Annotated in this window: 17 protein-coding genes; 12 read left to right on the forward strand and 5 right to left on the reverse strand. The window is 69.1% G+C overall.

Annotated elements, in window-relative coordinates:
* Positions 1–40 precede the first annotated feature (40 nt).
* From OG205_RS21105 to OG205_RS21120, 4 genes are all read left to right on the forward strand, one after another.
* A complete protein-coding gene (locus OG205_RS21105) occupies positions 41–922 on the forward strand; it encodes a hypothetical protein (RefSeq protein ID WP_330277952.1) in 882 nt (293 codons plus the stop codon).
* Positions 919–1,368: an ABA4-like family protein gene (locus OG205_RS21110; RefSeq protein WP_330277953.1), complete on the forward strand. Its 450-nt coding sequence runs from the start codon at positions 919–921 to the stop codon at positions 1,366–1,368. Before OG205_RS21105 ends, OG205_RS21110 begins: the two co-directional genes overlap by 4 nt.
* 92 nt (positions 1,369–1,460) lie before the next feature.
* Positions 1,461–2,675 carry a thiolase family protein gene (locus tag OG205_RS21115; RefSeq protein WP_330277954.1) on the forward strand — a complete coding sequence of 405 codons (1,215 nt, stop codon included), beginning with the start codon at positions 1,461–1,463 and terminating at the stop codon, positions 2,673–2,675.
* Positions 2,672–4,780, forward strand: coding sequence for a 3-hydroxyacyl-CoA dehydrogenase NAD-binding domain-containing protein (locus OG205_RS21120; protein ID WP_330277955.1), 2,109 nt, complete (start codon positions 2,672–2,674; stop codon positions 4,778–4,780). Before OG205_RS21115 ends, OG205_RS21120 begins: the two co-directional genes overlap by 4 nt.
* Positions 4,781–4,826: 46 nt before the next feature.
* On the opposite strand, the gene OG205_RS21125 is transcribed toward OG205_RS21120, so the two are convergent.
* The 4 genes from OG205_RS21125 to OG205_RS21140 form a co-directional block, all read right to left on the reverse strand.
* Entirely contained in the window at positions 4,827–5,144 is a 318-nt protein-coding gene (locus OG205_RS21125) for a hypothetical protein (RefSeq protein WP_330277956.1), read from the reverse strand.
* Positions 5,145–5,399: 255 nt separating this feature from the next.
* Positions 5,400–5,903 carry a DUF2199 domain-containing protein gene (locus tag OG205_RS21130; protein WP_330277957.1) on the reverse strand — a complete coding sequence of 168 codons (504 nt, stop codon included), beginning with the start codon at positions 5,901–5,903 and terminating at the stop codon, positions 5,400–5,402.
* Between the two features lie 38 nt (positions 5,904–5,941).
* The gene (locus OG205_RS21135; RefSeq protein ID WP_330277958.1) at positions 5,942–6,349 is read right to left on the reverse strand and encodes a type II toxin-antitoxin system VapC family toxin; all 408 of its coding nucleotides are present in this window, start codon (positions 6,347–6,349) and stop codon (positions 5,942–5,944) included.
* Entirely contained in the window at positions 6,337–6,624 is a 288-nt protein-coding gene (locus OG205_RS21140) for a type II toxin-antitoxin system Phd/YefM family antitoxin (protein WP_330277959.1), read from the reverse strand. The genes OG205_RS21135 and OG205_RS21140 overlap by 13 nt, the downstream gene beginning before the upstream one ends.
* Before the next feature lie 73 nt (positions 6,625–6,697).
* Here OG205_RS21140 and OG205_RS21145 point away from each other — a divergent pair, with 73 nt between their 5' ends.
* Complete coding sequence (locus tag OG205_RS21145; protein ID WP_330277960.1) at positions 6,698–7,417, forward strand: DUF72 domain-containing protein; 720 nt, start codon at positions 6,698–6,700, stop codon at positions 7,415–7,417.
* Between the two features lie 14 nt (positions 7,418–7,431).
* Positions 7,432–9,132 (forward strand): glycoside hydrolase family 5 protein, encoded by a 1,701-nt coding sequence (locus OG205_RS21150; RefSeq protein ID WP_330277961.1) that lies wholly within the window; start codon positions 7,432–7,434, stop codon positions 9,130–9,132.
* Here OG205_RS21150 and OG205_RS21155 read toward each other — a convergent pair.
* On the reverse strand, positions 9,087–9,836 hold the full coding sequence (locus tag OG205_RS21155; RefSeq protein ID WP_330277962.1) for an arylamine N-acetyltransferase family protein: 750 nt from the start codon (positions 9,834–9,836) through the stop codon (positions 9,087–9,089). The genes OG205_RS21150 and OG205_RS21155 overlap by 46 nt on opposite strands.
* A 17-nt stretch (positions 9,837–9,853) precedes the next feature.
* Here OG205_RS21155 and OG205_RS21160 point away from each other — a divergent pair, with 17 nt between their 5' ends.
* The 6 genes from OG205_RS21160 (at position 9,854) to OG205_RS21185 (ending at position 17,436) form a co-directional block, all read left to right on the forward strand.
* The gene (locus OG205_RS21160; protein ID WP_330277963.1) at positions 9,854–10,663 is read left to right on the forward strand and encodes a DUF72 domain-containing protein; all 810 of its coding nucleotides are present in this window, start codon (positions 9,854–9,856) and stop codon (positions 10,661–10,663) included.
* A 39-nt stretch (positions 10,664–10,702) separates the two neighbouring features.
* Complete coding sequence (locus OG205_RS21165) at positions 10,703–11,059, forward strand: peptidase inhibitor family I36 protein (protein ID WP_330277964.1); 357 nt, start codon at positions 10,703–10,705, stop codon at positions 11,057–11,059.
* Between the two features lie 119 nt (positions 11,060–11,178).
* On the forward strand, positions 11,179–13,581 hold the full coding sequence (locus OG205_RS21170) for an AAA family ATPase (RefSeq protein ID WP_330277965.1): 2,403 nt from the start codon (positions 11,179–11,181) through the stop codon (positions 13,579–13,581).
* Positions 13,578–13,964: a hypothetical protein gene (locus tag OG205_RS21175; protein ID WP_330277966.1), complete on the forward strand. Its 387-nt coding sequence runs from the start codon at positions 13,578–13,580 to the stop codon at positions 13,962–13,964. The genes OG205_RS21170 and OG205_RS21175 overlap by 4 nt, the downstream gene beginning before the upstream one ends.
* Before the next feature lie 8 nt (positions 13,965–13,972).
* Positions 13,973–14,809 carry a metallophosphoesterase family protein gene (locus tag OG205_RS21180; protein ID WP_330277967.1) on the forward strand — a complete coding sequence of 279 codons (837 nt, stop codon included), beginning with the start codon at positions 13,973–13,975 and terminating at the stop codon, positions 14,807–14,809.
* Entirely contained in the window at positions 14,806–17,436 is a 2,631-nt protein-coding gene (locus tag OG205_RS21185; protein WP_330277968.1) for an AAA family ATPase, read from the forward strand. The genes OG205_RS21180 and OG205_RS21185 overlap by 4 nt, the downstream gene beginning before the upstream one ends.
* The last annotated feature ends 5 nt before the right edge of the window (positions 17,437–17,441 follow it).

Here is a 17,441-nt window from a genome sequence, read left to right on the forward strand (position 1 = left end):
GATAGTAGAGAGTGCCGCTATCCATTCAGGGGGTATAGAGATGCTTCGCACGTGGCACCGGCCGTTAGTCCTCTTCGGCTGGTCGATGGCGCTGCTGGTCCCGATCTCGCTCATCGGGCTGCTCGTCGACGACCGGATGGTGGTCAACTCGCCGATCTGGCTCAAGCCGTTCAAGTTCGCCGTGTCGCTGGCGCTCTACGCCTTCACGCTGGCGTGGCTGCTCACGTACCTGAAGCGGTTCCAGCGCGTCGGCTGGTGGGCCGGCACCGTGCTGGCGGCGGCCGGAGCGGCCGAGATGGTCGTCATCGTCGGGCAGGTCGTGCGCGGCAGGCGCAGTCACTTCAACTTCGAGACGCCGCTCGACGCGACGCTGTTCTCGATCATGGGCGCGACGATCGTCGTGTTGTGGGTGACGCACGCGATCGTCGCCGTCCTGCTGTGGCGCACGAAGATCGAGAACCAGGCCCTGTCGTGGTCGATCCGGCTCGGGCTCGTCATCTCGTTCCTGGGACTCGGCGTCGGATTCCTGATGACGCAGCCGAAGCCCGGCCAGGCCCTCGACGGCGGCACCCTCGGCTCGCACACGATCGGCGCATCCGACGGCGGCACGTACATGGCGCTCACCGGGTGGAGCACCGAGCACGGCGACCTGAGGGTCGGGCACTTCGTGGGTATGCACGCCCTGCAGGTGCTGCCGCTGCTCATCGCGCTGCTCGGCACCCGCGCCACCACGAAGCTCGCCTGGGTGCTCAGCGGGTCGTTCCTGGGGATCTTCCTGCTCGTGACCTGGCAGGCGTTGCGCGGCCAGTCCCTGATCCAGCCCGACAGCACGACGTTGCTCGCGCTCGCCGGGATCATCGTCGCGACCGCACTCGGCGTGGTGTGGGCGCGTGCACCGAAGAAGGAGCTCGTGAACGCATGACCGCCACCCTGTTCGACCTGACGTTCCTGCTGATCGCACCGTTCTGGCTGCTCATGATCTTCGCGCCGAAGTGGTCGTGGACGCAGAAGATCGCCGAGTCGTACCTGATCGTGCTGCCACCGGTCGTGATCTACGTCGTGCTGATGATCCCCGTGCTGCCGGAGCTGCTGCCGCTGGTCACGAGGCCCGAACTCGGCGCGCTCGCCGAGTTCATGAGCACGCCGACCGGCGCGGCGCTGGTGTGGGCGCACATGATCGCGTGGGACCTGTTCGTCGGGCGCTGGATGTACCTCGAAGGGCGCCGGCTCGACGTCAACCCGCTGATCATGGCACCCGTTCTGGTGATCACGATCCTGCTGGCCCCGGTCGGGTTGCCGCTGTTCCTGATCGTGCGCAAGGTGTGTGACACAACGAACAGGGGCACGGCAGTGGTTACTCACCAGTAACTAGGGTTAGAGTTGGCGTTACCGACCGGTAGGGATGTCGCGCAATCCTGCCGGTAGTGGACAGAGTTGTCACCACAAGTGGAGGAGACGCCGTGGCCGCACCAGCAGCGCCGGCACGCGTTCGGAACGTGGTCTTCGTCGACGGCGTCCGCACGCCGTTCGGCAAGGCCGGCCCGAAGGGCATTTTCGCCGAGACCCGTGCAGACGACCTCATCGTGAAGGTCATCCGTGAGCTGCTGCGCAGGCACCCCGAGCTGCCGCCGGAGCGGGTCGACGAGGTCGCCATCGCCGCGACCACGCAGATCGGCGACCAGGGCCTCACGCTCGGCCGCACCGCCGCACTGCTCGCGGGCCTGCCGAAGTCGGTCCCCGGTTACTCGATCGACCGCATGTGCGCGGGCGCGATGACCGCCGTGACCACGGCCGCTAGCGGCATCGCGTTCGGCGCGTACGACGTCGCCATCGCGGGCGGTGTCGAGCACATGGGCCGGCACCCGATGGGCGAGGGCGTCGACCCGAACCCGCGCTTCCTGTCGGACAAGATCGTCGACACCAGCGCGCTCGTGATGGGCCAGACCGCGGAGAACCTGCACGACCGGTTCCCGCACATCACCAAGGACCGCACCGACGCGTACGCGGCCGCTTCTCAGGCCAAGTACGCCGACGCGATCAAGAACGGCAAGATCGGGCCGGAGCTCGTGCCCGTCGCGACCCGCTCCGCGGAGAACGGCTGGGGCCTCGCGACGGCCGACGAGCCGCCGCGTCCTGGCACCACGGTCGAGGACCTGGGCAAGCTCAAGACGCCGTTCCGCCCGCACGGCCGGATCACCGCGGGCAACGCGGCCGGTCTGAACGACGGCGCGACCGGCTGCATCCTCGCCGAGGAGGAGACCGCGCGCGAGCTCGGCCTGCCCGTCGGCATGCGGATGGTCGGCTACTCGTTCCTGGGTGTCGAGCCCGAGGTCATGGGCATCGGCCCGGTTCCCGCCACGGAGAAGGCTCTCCAGCGCGCCGGTCTGTCCATTGAGGACATTGGCCTGTTCGAGGTCAACGAGGCGTTCGCCATCCAGGTGCTCGCGTTCCTCGACCACTTCGGCATCGCCGACGACGACGCCCGCGTGAACCAGTGGGGCGGCGCGATCGCGACCGGCCACCCGCTGGCTTCCTCCGGCGTGCGCCTCATGACGCAGCTGTCGCGTCAGTTCGCCGAGCGTCCGGACGTCCGTTACGGCCTCACCACCATGTGCATCGGCATCGGCATGGGTGGAACGGTCATCTGGGAGAACCCGAACTGGAGTGGCAAGTGACCATCACCGCTGAGGAAGCAAAGGCGATCTTCCCCGACGAGGTCGTCACCGTTGCCAAGACTCGTCTGATCTCGGTACCGGGGCTGGACAAGCCGGTCGCGTTCATCACGATCGACAACGGCCTGGACCACACCCGTCCGTCGACGTTCGGCCCGCAGTCGCTGGTGTCGCTCGGTGCGGCGTTCGACGAGGCCTACGCTGCCGGCCCGGCCGCCATCGCGGTCACCGGCAAGCCGTTCATCTTCGCCGTAGGCGCCGACCTGACGGCCGTAGAGCAGGCGACGGACCGCTCGCAGGGCGTCACGATCGGCAAGCTGGGCCACGAGGTCTTCAGGAAGTTCACCGACTCGGACATCCCGACCTTCGCCTTCGTCAACGGCGCGGTCATGGGTGGCGGGCTCGAGCTCGCGCTGTCGTGCCACTACCGCACGCTGGCGTCGAACGCGGCCGCGATCGCGCTGCCCGAGGTGTTCCTGGGCCTGTTCCCGGGCTGGGGCGGCACGCAGTTGCTGCCGAACCTGATCGGCGCCAACGACGCCGTGACGGTGATCTTCGAGAACGCGTTGAACCAGAACAAGATGCTCAAGCCGAAGGACGCACTGGGCCTGGGCATCGCGGACGTGCTGTTCGACTCCGCCGACTACCTGGAGCAGTCGCTGCTGTGGCTGTCCGGTGTCGTGCGTGGCGAGATCACGGTGCCGCGCAAGGAGATCGACCGCGGTGAGGCGTGGGACGCGGCCGTCGCGCGGGCCAAGGGCATCGTGCACGGCAAGACCAAGGGTGCGGCGCCCGGCGCGTTGAAGGCGCTGGAGCTGCTGGAACTGGCGCGCGAGAACGACCTGGACAAGGGCTACGCCGCCGAGACCGAGGGCCTCGCGGACCTCGTCATGAGCGACGAGCTGCGCGCGGGTCTGTACTCGTTCAACCTGGTGCAGAAGCGCGCGAAGCGTCCGGCCGGTGCTCCCGACAAGTCGTTGGCGCGCAAGGTCACCAAGGTCGGTGTCGTCGGCGCGGGCCTGATGGCCTCGCAGATGGCGCTGCTGTTCATCCGCCGCCTGCACGTGCCGGTCGTGCTGACCGACATCGACCAGGCGCGCGTGGACAAGGGCGTCGGCTACGTCCACAGCGAGATCGACAAGCTGGCGGGCAAGAAGCGGATCTCGCCGGACGAGGCGAACCGCCTCAAGGCGCTGGTGTCCGGCTCGCTGGACAAGTCCGCGTTCTCCGACGCCGACTTCGTGATCGAGGCCGTGTTCGAGGACCTCGCCGTGAAGCAGCAGGTGTTCGCCGAGGTCGAGGAGCACGTCTCCGCCGAGGCGATCCTGGCCACGAACACGTCGTCGCTGTCCATCACGGACATGGCGTCGAAGCTCAAGCACCCCGAGCGGGTCGTGGGCTTCCACTTCTTCAACCCGGTCGCGGTCATGCCGCTGCTGGAGATCGTGCGCGCCGAGCAGACCGACGACGCCACGCTCGCCACGGCGTTCTCGATCGGCAAGCAGCTCAAGAAGTCCTCGGTGCTCGTGAAGGACGCGCCCGCGTTCGTCGTGAACCGCCTGCTGACCCGCTTCATGGGCGAGGTCATCAAGTCGGTCGACGAGGGCACGTCGTTCGAGGTCGCCGACAAGGCCACCGAGCCGCTGGGCCTGCCGATGTCGCCGATGATCCTGCTGCAGCTGGTCGGTTCCGCCGTCGCGCTGCACGTGTCGGAGACGATGCACGGCGCGTTCCCCGACCGCTTCACGGTGTCGGAGAACATGAAGAAGTTCGTCGCCGCCGGCAAGGGCGCTGTCTGGCAGTGGGACTCCACCGGCAAGCAGACCGTCGACCCCGAGGTCCAGGCGCTGTGGGAATTCGGCTCCTCGCCGCTCACCGGTGACGAGGTCAAGTCGCGCGCGCTGGAGGCGCTGGCCGAGGAGATCCGGATCATGCTCGACGAGGGCGTGGTCGCGGAGGCGCAGGACATCGACCTGTGCATGCTCCTGGGCGCCGGGTGGCCGTTCTGGCTGGGCGGCATCACGCCGTACCTGGACCGCACCGGCATCTCGGAGAAGGTCACGGGCAAGCGTTTCCTGGCACCGGGCGTGGCTTCCGTGCCTGCCTAGTGTGTGGTGGTTCTGAAGCCCCGGCTCTCTCGACGGAGCCGGGGCTTCACTCCGTTTCGGGCACGTACTGCTCCGCGCTGCCGTCCTCGCGGATGAAGTAGGCGTCGATGTTCGTCGCGCGCAACGTCACCTCGGAGCCCGCCACCAGGTCCCGGTAACGCAGCAGATCCGGCATGCCGATGGCGACGACGTCGAACGGGTTCTTCTGGCGCAGCATCAACGACCTGCGCAGCGCCTCGCTGAACGCCCAGCGGGGCGCATCGTCGTCGTGGGGAACCTCTACCAGCGCGCCTTCGAGCTGACGTTCGAGCGCGGCCCGCACGTGGTCCGCCGTGCCCCACGTCGCGATGTCCGTGACAGTCATGTGTCACGTATCGGGATGAATCACGGGATCATTAGCCGTTCGGATGTTTCGATCAGGTCATGTTCTCGCGTCCCGCGATCCTGTTGGACGTCGACGGCCCGCTGAACCCGTTCATGGCGAAGCCGACCCGACGCCCGGCCGGCTACACCACGCATCGAATCCGTCCGTACGGTTTTTTCCGGCCTCTGCGAGGCGAACGAGCTCATCGGACTGCCCGAGCTGGAGTGGATCGACGTCGGCGGGCGCGGGCGTTCTTCACTGGTGAAACGCGATCTCCGCGAACTCCTGCACCCGCGCGACGGTGATGCCCTCCCGCTGCTCCACCGCGAGCGGATGCCCGGTGGGTTCGACCTCGACCAACGGCCGCACACCGATCTCCTGTGTGTGCAGGTTGGTCTTCAGGTTGAGCGTGGTGGGCTCGTAGCCGGGCAGGGTCGTGGACAACCAGCCGAAGTACGGCGGCTCGTTCACGCGGGCCGGGTCCTCGAAGACCTCGGTCATGCGGAAGAAGTTCGCCGGCGAGAGCGACACCCACACGCCCCACTCGAAGTCCTCCTCCGCGTCGCGCACCGGCAGCACGATGCGGCCGCGCACGAAGAAGTGCTCGTTCTCGATCACGCACTGCTCCCCCGAGAGGAAGCTGCCGGGCTTCTCGGCGACGTCCGGCGACCAGTACACGGGTGCGGCCATCGAGTAGCCGGACGGAAGGCCTTCGTGCACCTCACCGCAGCAGGAGCAGGTGAACCCCGGAGAAATCATGGCGGCCAGCCTAGAGTCGCCGGCCTGCCCTGCTCCGCTCAGACCTGACGGATCGGCACGACCTCGACGAGACGCCCGACGTCCTTGAAGTCCTTGACGTTCATCGTCAGCACCGGCAGGCCCGCGACCGCCGCCGTGGCCGCGATCTGCAGGTCCATCCGCCGCGGCCGCGGTGAGCGGCCGGCCCGCCGCACCAGCGAGGCCATCTGCCCGTAGACCTTGGCCTCCTCGACGCCGAACGGCAGCACCTCGAACGTCTGCAGCGCCGCGTAATACCGTTCCGTGCGCGCGAACCGCTCGACCGGGTCCTCGGTGTCCAGCCCGAACGCCAGCTCCGCGATCGTGACGGCACTCAGGAACGGCCGGGCGTTCAGGTACTCGCCCAGGTTCGCCCGCTCCAGCCTGATCAGCACGCAGGTGTCGAGCAGGCAGTTCAGCTCTGCCACGGGTCGTCCACCGGGTCATCGGCGCCGAACACCTCGTCGGCGGCGCGCCGGTCGGCTTCCCACCGGTCGGCGTCGACGGGCGGCAGCGTTCCGAACAGCACCTGCACCTCACCGAGCGAAGGCTTCGAGACCACCTCCGCGCGATAGGGCAGGAGCTGGGCGACGGGCTTGTTGTTGCGGGTGACGACGAAGCTCTCACCCGCCTCGACGCGCCGCATGATCTCCGCGTTGTCGTTGCGGAGCTCACGCTGGCCGATGGCTTTGAGCTGCTGCATGCCACCACTGTAGCTCAAACCACCAATAAGTGCTACAGAGTAGCTACACCGGCGCCGGGTTACCCCGGAGGGCGTGATCAGGATCGGCACGTCGGGCTGGCGCTACCCGGAGTGGCGCGACGGCTTCTACCGCGGCATCCCCCAGCGACGCTGGCTCGGCCACCTGGCCGAGCACGTCGGCACCATCGAGATCAACAGCTCCTTCTACCACCCGCAACCGCCGTCGAACTACCGCAAGTGGGTCGCCGAGACCCCGCCGGACTTCACGTTCGCCGTCAAGGGCCCGAAGCTGATCACGCACGTCAGACGCCTGCGGAACGCCGAAGAGCCGCTCAAGGCCTTCGCCGGCTCGCTCGCGCTCGGCCCGAAGCAGGGCCCGGTGCTCTGGCAGCTACCGCCGACCCTGCGGTTCGACCGAGCGGTCCTGACGGAGTTCCTCGCCGCTCTTCCTCCAGGCCGGCACGCCGTCGAGCCACGCCACGAGTCGTTCCGCGACGACGCCTACTTCGACCTGCTCCACGCGCACAACGTCGCCCACGTCGTGTCGGACGCACCGACGTTCCCCTGCATCGAGGCGGTCACGGCCGACTTCGCCTACGTCCGCCTGCACGGCCACGACGAGCTGTACATCAGCTCCTACGACGACCGGCAACTGGACGAATGGGCGCGCAAGATCCGCGCCTGGGACCGCGACACCTACGTCTACTTCGACAACACCATGAGAGGCGCGGCACCGTACAACGCACTGGCTCTAGCGCAACGCCTTGGAACGCCGATACGGTCACATATGTGAAACACATTCGCGTCTTGGCTCCCCTGCTCCTGGCCGCGAGTCTCGTGGCTCCCGTGCAAGCGCACGCGGACGAGGTGGCCTGGACCGGCCCCCTCAGCACCCGAGGCCGGTGGATCGTCGACGCACACGGCGACCGCTTCAAGCTCAAGTCCGGCAACTGGCACGGTGCGAGCGGCACCTACACCGGGTCCGGCGACATCAACGACCCCGCCAACCACCACTCCGGCGAGAAGGCCGACCAGGTCCCGCTCGGACTCGACCGCGCGACCATGGCCACGATCATCAATGGCTTCAAGGAGATCGGCGTCAACAGCGTCCGGCTGCCGTTCTCCAACCAGATGATCAAGGACACGAACCCCGTCAACGGCCTGAAAGACGCGCAGCTCAACGGAAAGCGGCCGCTCGAGGTCTACGACGCGGTCGTGGCCGAGCTGACCCGCAACAACGTGGCCGTCATCCTCAACAACCACACGACGACGTCGCGCTGGTGTTGCGGCGTCGACGGCAACGAGCGGTGGAACACCAGCCAGAGCACCGACCAGTGGATCAACGACTGGGCGTTCATGACGGACCGCTTCAAGGCGAACAAGCGCGTCGTCGGCGCCGACCTCTACAACGAGGTGCGCCGCAACGTCTGGGACGACCCGAACTGGGGCTGGGGCAACGACCACGACTGGCACAAGGCCTCGCAGCAGGCCGCTGACCGCATCCAGCAGACCGCGCCGGATCTGCTGGTCATCGTCGAGGGCATCAACTGGACCGGCATCCCCGTCGACGGCTTCGCGCACGGCCGTCCGACGCTGGAGCCGGCGCGGTTCCTCAGCCACACGCTCGCCAACCCCGACAAGCTCGTCTACTCCGCCCACTTCTACGGCTACACGGGCCCGAACCACAGCGGCGCCTCGGGAATCGGTGAGACGAGCGACCCGCGCTACCAGGACCTCTCGCCGCAGGAGCACATCAACGTCCTGCAGCGCCAGGCGTTCTTCATCACCGAGGCGCAGAAGCACTTCACCGCACCGCTGTGGATCAGCGAGTTCGGCGTCGGCGGCCGCGGCGAGAACAACCCCCTGGCGCGCGACTGGTTCGAACGGTTCGTGAACCAGCTGATCGCGAACGACACCGACTTCGCGTACTGGCCGCTGGTCGGCTTTCACACCAACCGGGGCGGCAACGGATGGGCGCTGCTGCACTGGGACGCCGCCGGAAACCGCATGGGCGTCAACGACGGCGACGACTGGCGGGCCGGCGCGTGGAACCGTCTCGTCAACGCCTCCAGCCGCACCGGGCAGATCCCGCGCGAGACCCGCTGGAACCAGCTCATCAAGGAATCCTGTCCGCAGAGCGAGAAGCTCGTCGGCATCAGCCACACCGGCAACCGCGGCCTGTGCGTCAGCGGTCCACAGTGGAGCAACACGACCAGGGTCACCAACGAGCAGCACGTGACCAACGACTGGGCGTCCGGCTACACGAAGCTCCAGTGCCCCAACGGAAACGCGGCCGTCGGCTACGCGAACTTCACGCTGGTCTGCGCGCCCGTCGCGCAGGGATCGCAGACACGGGTGCTGTGGTTCGACCGGGGTGACAACCGGCCGGACCAGGGCGGCGACTGGGCCAACGGGCACTACAAGGGCCAGTGCGCGCAGGACGAGCACATCGCCGGTGTCGCCTACAACTGGCGCAGGACCCCGGACGCGTTGCTCTGCAGGAAGTGACTCTGCTCGAACCTGATGCCGAAGTAGTCCAGGAAAGCGGCCGCAGGGTCCTCGATGTCGGTCGAGGTCCTGTGGCCGTTCTCCGTCAGCACGAGCTTCTTGTCCGTCACGGTGATCCGCCCGACCGGCAACGCGCGGGTCGCCATCGGCCCCTTGCGGAAGTGCGACTCCGGCGAGGTCTGCTGCCACCAGCAGGTCGGCACGAACTCCACCAGCTCACGCGGCCTGCGCTCCAGCCGGTAGGCCGGCGCTCCGTCGTGGAACACGTCCACGTCGTCGCCGTTGTCCGCCAGCCGGAACACGCCACCCGGATCCTTCTGGTCCTCTCGCGACGTCCACGACAGCGGGTGCAGCGAGAAGGACCCGAACCCGACGTCCGCCAGCCAGGCGCCGTCCACGAGCAACGCCATGTGGTCGAACGGCGGCCCGAGCCGCTGTCCCTCGCCGTACACCCGCGCCGCGAGCAGGTCGACCTCATGTCCCAAGTCGCGCAACAACTCCGCGAACATCCCGTTGAGCTCGTAGCAGAACCCGCCACGGCGCCGCACCACGATCTTGTCGTGCAGCCACGGGATCTCCAGCACGATCCGGGTGTCCATGTGGGTGTCGAGGTTCTCGAACGGGACGCTGAGCAAGTGCCGTTCGTGCAGCTCCGCCAACGACGACGTGCGTGAGGCGCCGATGCGCTGTAGGTAGTCGTCCACCGTGCCACGATAACCACATGGGCGAGGTCAGGATCGGCACTTCGGGATGGGTCTACCCGCCCTGGCGCGGCGTGTTCTACCCCAAGGGCGTCACGCAGAAGCGCGAGCTGGCCTACCTGAGCGAGCAGCTCGGCTCGGTCGAGATCAACGGCTCCTTCTACTCGCTTCAACGCCCGTCGAGCTACCAGAGGTGGGCCGCCGAAACGCCCGACGACTTCGTGTTCTCGGTCAAGGGCAGCCGTTTCATCACGCACATGAAGCGCCTCAAGGACGGCCACGAACTCCTCGCGAACTACCTGGCGTCCGGAGTGCTCGCGCTGGGCCCGAAACTCGGCCCGATCCTCTGGCAGCTCCCGCCCACGCTCCAGTTCGACGCGGACCTGCTCACCGCCTTCTTCGAGGGTCTCCCCCGCACCACCACCGAGGCCGCCGAGATCGCGAAACGGCACGACCACCGCGTCGACCCGGCGCACACCACCACGGACGCCGAACGGCCGATGCGCTACGCCCTCGAAGTCCGCCACGACAGCTTCCACACACCGGAGTTCGTCGACCTGCTCCGGCGCCACGACATCGCACTGGTGGTCGCGGACGCCGCCGGCAAGTACCCGTACATCGAAGAGGTGACGAGCGACTTCGTCTACGTCCGGCTGCACGGCCACGACGAGCTCTACGTCAGCGGCTACACCGACGAGGGCCTCGACTCGTGGGCAGGGAAGGTCAGGGAGTGGCGGAAGCAGGGCGACGTGTTCGTCTACTTCGACAACGACGCGAAGGCCTACGCCCCACGTGACGCCATGGCACTCCAAGATCGTCTAGCCGATTGATCCGAACGGACGCACACTCGTTGCAACGGAGGTGCGCCCATGTCGTCGAAGAGCCTCATCGCCGCCCTGGTGATCACTGCGGGCGCGGTTGCCTCCAGTGGGATCGCTGTTGCGCAGAGTGACAAGACCTGCGACAAGGGCGAGTTCTGCGTGTGGGCGGGGCCGGACTACACAGGGGCCGTGCAACGCCTGGACCTGGAGACGGCGAACCCCAACGAGTGCATCACGCTGACCGTCGTCGGCAGGTCGTTCGCGAACCGCCTGAGCAGGGACGCGACCGTGTACCAGCGGGAGAACTGCTCGACCGAGGCCGAGTTCACCACCTACCCGAGGCAAGGCACCTACGTGCCGGACGCGTACTTCGTGATCAGGGGCCTGCAGGTGTGGGGGCCATAACGACATCGACGTACTTTAGTCACCCTATGTAACACCACTCGATCGTGTGAGTACTCGTCAGTAGCTCCACTTTCGTGCCTAAGTTGCCGCCCTATCGAGTGGTGGCAGCTGGAGGAAATGTGACCGTGGCGGGTGAAGCCGGGTTACTCGAACTGATGGCCGGGCGACTGGCCAAAGACGATCTCACCCCACGAGCGGCAGAACTGGTGCTGGCGGCGTGCCGGGGCGATGGTGCGCTGGACCGCGCCCTCGCCGGCGTGCCCGATCAGGAGGGCGCCCCGCGGGAGCAGACGGACGGCCCCGGTCACGGGATCTACCTGTCGGAGATCCGGGTGCGCGGTTTCCGGGGCATCGGCCCCCAGGCACGCCTGCCGCTCGCGCCGGGTCCTGGCCTGACCGTCGTCACCGGCCGCAACGGCTCTGGCAAGTCGAGCTTCGCCGAGGCCGCGGAACTGGCGCTGACCGGCTACAACGCCCGCTGGACCCGTGCGCGGCACGACGTGTGGCTGCAGGGCTGGCGCAACCTGCACCGGCCTGACACCGCCGTCGAGCTGGACCTCGTCCAGGCCGCGCGACCGGGCAGGACGACGATCCGAAGACGCTGGGCGCCGCAGGAGGACCCGGCCCAGGGCGAGTGGACGCAGGACGGCGAGCCGTTCGACGACCGCAGGTGGCACGACGCGCTGGAGACCTACCGGCCGTTTCTGCCGTACAGCGAGCTGGGGACCGTTCTCGACGCACAGCCAGAAGATCTCTACGAGGCGATGCACCGCCTTCTGGGCCTGGAGGCGATCACCGAGGCGCAGCAGTCGCTCGCCGAGCACCGCAAGCGCCTTGCGGAGATCGTTGCCCGCCCCTACGACCGGCGGGAACGGGTGCGCGCCGAACTCGCGGCCTCCGCGGACGAACGCGCCCGCCGTGCCGCTGAACTGCTCGGCAGCGACTCCCCCGACCTCGACGCGATCGCGGACCTCGCGCTCAGGGCCGACGTCGGCAGCGGAACCAGCCTGCTGCACCAGATCGTGGACATCACGCTGCCGCCCGACGACGAGATCGACCGGGTCCGCGAGACGCTCGACCTGGCGCTCGGCGCGGTGACCGCGGTGGCGACCGCCAACGCGCAGGACTCGTTGCGCTGCAGCGAGATACTGCGGCTCGCGATCCAGCTGCAGGAGTCCGGCGGCACCGAGTCGTGCCCGGTGTGCGACCTCGGCCGGCTCGACAACCTGTGGCTCGGCAAGGCCAAGCAACGCGCCGAGCACCTCGCCAAGGCCGCCGCGGACCTGCACGAGGCCGCGGACCGGCTGGACGTGGCGGTGGCGGCCACCCGCGCGTTGTGCCAGCCGGCGCCGGACGTGCTGGTCGAGGCCCAGGACATGCTCGACACGACGGCGGTGCTGCAGGCGTGGCACGCGTGGGAGGCCTGCGTCTCGTTCGACGACCCGGTGCGGCTGCGCCAGGAGATGTTCGACCGCTACGCGGAGCTCGCGCTGGCCGTGGAACAGCTGAAGTCCGTGGCGCGCGAGCAGATCGACCGGCGCGACCTGGTGTGGCGGCCGATGGCGATCGCGCTGTTCGAGTGGCATTCCCAGGCACAGCAGGCGTTGGAGGACTCCGAGGGGCTCGCCGACGTGACGGAGGCGGAGAACTGGATCCGCAAGACCGCGGCCACCCTGCGGTCCGAGCGCATCGCACCGTTCGCCAAGGAGTCGCAGCGGATCTGGCAGCGGTTGCGCCAGCAGAGCAACGTCGACCTGGGCGCGGTGCGCATGGGCGGCGCCCGCAACGTCGAGCTCGACGTGTCGGTCGACGGCGCCTCCAACTCGGCACTGGCGGTGATGAGCCAGGGAGAGCTGCACTCGCTGGGGCTGGCGCTGTTCCTGCCGCGCGCGATGGTGGACGAGAGCCCGTTCCGGTTCGTGCTGATCGACGACCCCGTGCAGGCGATGGACGCGTCCAAAGTGGACGGCTTGGCGCAGGTGCTCGCGGACGTCGGGCTCACCCGCCAGGTCGTGGTCTTCACACACGACGAACGACTGGTGGAGGCGCTGCGGCGGTTGCGGCTGAGCGGCACCGTCTGGGAGGTCTGCCGCAGCGAGGGATCCGTCGTGCAGGTGCGGATGTCCGACGACGCCGTCGGCCGGTGCCTGAACGACGCCCGTGCGATGCGCACCGACCAAGATCTGCCGGAGACGCTGCGAGCGGAACTGGTGGCGTCGTGCTGCCGGACGGCCCTGGAAGAGGCGTCACACGCGAGATTCCGCCGCGAGCGGCTCGGACGCGGGATGCCGCACGCCGAGGTCGAACGCGTGCTGGAGTGCGCGTTGACGACCAGGCAGAAGCTCGCGCTGGCCGTGCTCGACGACCTCACCGAACCGGCGAAGGTGTTGCCGCACCTGGAGGACGTCGTCGGGTCGTGGGCGATCGACCTGCTGCAGGCGTGCCGCGTCGGCGGTGAGAGCGGAGATCTGGACGTGCTGATCCGCGACACGGAACTGCTCGCGGGGTGGCTGCAGCGATGAACCTTCCCTCGGACGTGCAGGACCGGCTGACCTGCGTCGCGAACCTGCTGGCACGCCCGGATCAGCTCGACGGCGTGCGAATTCGTTGCTGCGCCGAACTGTTGCGCACGGCCGTGGAGCGGTCGGTGGCGCGCGCTTGCGGCGCCGAGAACACCGACCAGCCGGTGCACGCGCTGCTGGTCAGCCTTCCGTTCCACGCAGACCCCGATGTGGCGTACGACGCCTCACAGCTGTGGCACGCGCTGAGCCGCGCGATCCGTCACCACGGCTACGAACTCACCCCCACCGTCGCGGAACTGGTCGGCTGGCACGCCGACACCGCGGCCGTGAGCGAGGCGCTCGGCCTGCCATTGACCCTGTCCGGCACCATCGAACTCACCTGAAGGCACCGGTGAAACTGCTGCTGTTCGCGGACCTGCACCTGGACACGCGCTTTCCCAGCGCGGGCCCGGAGCGGCGTCAAGCCCTGCGCGACACCCTGGGTCACATCGTGGACCTCGCCCGGGAGACCGGCGCCGACGCGATGCTCTGCGCCGGCGACCTCTACGAGCACGATCGCTGTTCCCCTTCCACCGCCGCGTTCCTGCAGTCGGCGTTCGACTGCTCGCTGCCGGTGTTCCTGGCGCCGGGCAACGACGACTGGTACGGGCCGCAGTCGGTCTACCAGCAGGTGGACTGGACACCGAACGTGCACGTGTTCTCGTCGGAGTCGCTGACTCCGGTGGAACTCACCGACGGCGTCACGCTGTGGGGCTCCGCGCACGTCGGACCCGGCCCCGCGCGGGACGTCCTCGACGGTTTCGCGGTGAACCGCGGCGGCGTGAACCTGGCCCTGTGCCACGGTTCCACGCCCGGTGACGTCGCGATCACCGGGCTGGACCACGCGTTCCTCGGCCACGTGCACACGCCGGAGCACGCCGCCGACTACACGTTCCCCGGCAACCCTGATCCGCTGACGCCAGGTGAGACCGGCGAGCGCGGGGCCGTTCTGTGCACGGTGCGCGAGGACGGTTCGGTGTCGCGCGAGGTGTTCGACGTGTCGGCGTCGCGGTCGCTCGGCTGGCTGGACGCCGAGCGGACGTTCCCGTTGCTGGACTTCGACACCGTCGCCGCGGAACGAACAGTGCGCGGCCAGTTCGTGCGCGACGTGCTCGCAGATCCTTCTTTGGACGTGGCCCTGCGCGGCCGCGTGCTGTCGACCGGCCTGCGGGCGTTGGAGGAACGTTGAGGATCGAGTCCGTCACCGCGCACGCGTTCGGGCCACTGCACGATCGCACGCTGCCGTTGGCGCCCGGTCTGACCGTGGTGTCAGGCGTGAACGAGTCCGCGAAGTCGTCCTGGCACGCCGCCATCCGCGCTGCTTTGTGCGGTGAACCGTCGTCACGGCATCGTCCGTGGACCGGCGAGTCCTGGCGGGTGGCAGCCATGGTGTCGCTGGAGTCCGGTGAAGTCGTCGCGGTGGACCGTGACCTGAACGACGACGCGTCCCCGGACATCTCGCTCCGGCTCGGTCTGGACCGCACGTCGTTCGCCGCCACCGCGTGCGTGGACCAGGCACAGCTGCTGACCGTGCTGGACGCCGCGAACGGCCTGCAGGACCACCTGCGGCGCGCGGCGGCCACCGCGGGCACGGACGGCACGGTGGAGCAGGCGCTGCAACGGCTGACCGCGCCCGTGGACGCGTTGCGGGACGCGCGAAACCGCTTGCGCGAGGCCGAAACCGACCTGACCGCGGCTCGCCGGGAGCACGCCCGTTACCTGGAACTGAGCACGCAGGCCCGTTCGGCCGCCGCGGCTCGCGCTCGCCTGGCCGTGCAGGAACACGGGGCGTCGCTCGACGCGCTTTCTGCTCGGGTGACGCGGCTCAGCGAACTGCAGGAGCGCTTCGGCGACTCGCCGCCGTCCGGTCTGGCCGCGCAGGAAGAGCTGACCCAGGTGGTGAATCGCGCGCTGGCCGCGTGGCGTGCCGCGCCGACCCCGCGCGCGCTGACGGGCCCGTCCGCGGCGGCGCTGGAGGCCGAACTCCGTGCCCTGCCGGACTTCCCGGTCGGCGAGACCGCGCTGGACGAGGAACTTCGCGTCGTGGCCTCGGCCTACGCGACCGCGTCCGCCGTCGCCGCCGCGCACAACGAACGCCGACCGTCACCGCGGACCACCGCCGAACCGTCCGTGCTGCGCGGACTGGCCACGCGCCTCGACCCGGCCGCCGGCGCCCGCCTGACCACCGCGTCGATCGACGTCGACACCGCCCGCGGTCACCAGGACGAGGCCGCCGCCTGCGCGGCCCGCACCCAGGTCGAAGCGGACGTGGCAGCGACCCGCGTGCAGGAGATCGCGGTGCCGAACCCGTTCCTGCGCAACGCTTTGCTGGCCCTGAGCTGCCTCACGAGCATGGTGGGCGTGCTGCTCTTCCTGACCGGCCAGCAACTCGCCGCGATCGGCGTCCTCGTCGCCGCGCTGGTGGCGGGCGTGGGCGGCGCGATGTCCCGCGGCAACGCGGCCCAGCGCGAGATCGCCATCGCGTTCGCCGCCGACCGCGCGACCGCCGCCGCCCAGGCACGAAGCGTGCTGTTCACCGCCGACCGCACCCTGGCAGAGGCCGAGGGCCAGCGAGCGGTGGCCGTGGAGGCCGCCCGCGTCCACGACTCGGCCGTCGCCGAGTGCGCGTCGCTGGGCGTGCCAGCGGACCGCGAAACGTTGTGGCGCCTGGCGAACCGCCCCGCCTGGGAGGCCGAGCACGCCGACCTGGTGTCCGAGGTGGCACGCACCGAGAAGGCGATCCGGGTGGAACTCGCCGCGCGCGGCAAGGTGGACGCCGCGATGCCCGTGCCGGACCTGCTGGTGGACTACGAGACCGACTGCAAGGTGCGCGCCCGCCAGGCGTTGATGGCGGCCCATCGCCCCCAGTTGTCCCAGACCCTGGCAGACCGCCGCCAGGCAGAGGCCACCGTCGCCGAGGCCACCGCCGCCCACACCCGAGCCCTCGTCCTGCTGCACGAGGCCGTGACCGCGATCGGCCGCACCGGCGAACGCCCAGAGGACCTCCTGCGCGCGATCGCCGAGTGGCAACGCGGCTGGGACGACCTCCTGCGCGAGGCCGAGGCCGAACGCAAGGCGTGGGCCGAACTCCAGTCACTGCTGGCCTCGGGAACCCTGGACGACCTGGAAGCCACCCTCTCCGCGGCCCAGACCCACCACGCCACCCTGCTGGAAGCGGCCCTCCGCTACGCGGCCTGCGCCCCGGTGGACCCGTCCCTGGCCGCGTCCGCGGACTCGCTGGCCGCGACCGTCGCGGAGATGGCCCGCTCACTGCCGAGCGTCGCGGAAGCGGAGGAAGCCGTGCAGGTCGCCGCGGCCGCGCTGGCCGAGGTGACCGCCGAGGTGGAGGCCATCGACCTGGCCTCCCGCTACCTGACCGCGGCCCGCGAGAAGGTGCACAGCACCATCGCCCCTGCCCTCGAAGACACACTCCGAACCTGGCTGCCCGCGATCACCGACGGCCGGTACGTCGACGCCGCCGTGGACCCGTCGACCCTGACCGTGCGCGTGTGCGCGGCCTCCGAGTCGTGGCACCAGGCCGCGCACCTGTCCCTCGGCACAGCCGAACAGATCTACCTGCTGCTGCGCGTCGCCCTGGCCCAGCACCTCGCCTCCGAGCCGTGCCCGCTTCTGCTGGACGACGTCACCGTGCAGGCCGACGACTCCCGCACGCGCGCATTGCTCGACCTGCTGCTGCAGCTGTCCGCGGACCGGCAGATCGTGCTGTTCGCGCAGGAGGCCTCGGTCGTCGAGTGGGCTCAGGAACGGCTGGGTGAGCGGGACGTGCTGCACCAGCTCATGCCGGTGGCGGCCTGACCAGG

Origin of the sequence: Lentzea sp. NBC_00516 (genome assembly GCF_036346835.1) — a bacterium.
Lineage (GTDB): Bacteria > Actinomycetota > Actinomycetes > Mycobacteriales > Pseudonocardiaceae > Lentzea > Lentzea sokolovensis.

What these genes read in the sequence shown, in the direction of transcription:
- OG205_RS21140 (WP_330277959.1), bottom strand. Translation starts at nt 6,624, where the DNA reads ATGCAGCAGCTCAAAGCCATCGGCCAGCGTGAGCTCCGCAACGACAAC.
- OG205_RS21125 (WP_330277956.1), bottom strand. Translation starts at nt 5,144, where the DNA reads ATGACTGTCACGGACATCGCGACGTGGGGCACGGCGGACCACGTGCGG.
- OG205_RS21175 (WP_330277966.1), top strand. Translation starts at nt 13,578, where the DNA reads ATGAACCTTCCCTCGGACGTGCAGGACCGGCTGACCTGCGTCGCGAAC.
- OG205_RS21160 (WP_330277963.1), top strand. Translation starts at nt 9,854, where the DNA reads ATGGGCGAGGTCAGGATCGGCACTTCGGGATGGGTCTACCCGCCCTGG.
- OG205_RS21110 (WP_330277953.1), top strand. Translation starts at nt 919, where the DNA reads ATGACCGCCACCCTGTTCGACCTGACGTTCCTGCTGATCGCACCGTTC.
- OG205_RS21105 (WP_330277952.1), top strand. Translation starts at nt 41, where the DNA reads ATGCTTCGCACGTGGCACCGGCCGTTAGTCCTCTTCGGCTGGTCGATG.
- OG205_RS21165 (WP_330277964.1), top strand. Translation starts at nt 10,703, where the DNA reads ATGTCGTCGAAGAGCCTCATCGCCGCCCTGGTGATCACTGCGGGCGCG.
- OG205_RS21130 (WP_330277957.1), bottom strand. Translation starts at nt 5,903, where the DNA reads ATGATTTCTCCGGGGTTCACCTGCTCCTGCTGCGGTGAGGTGCACGAA.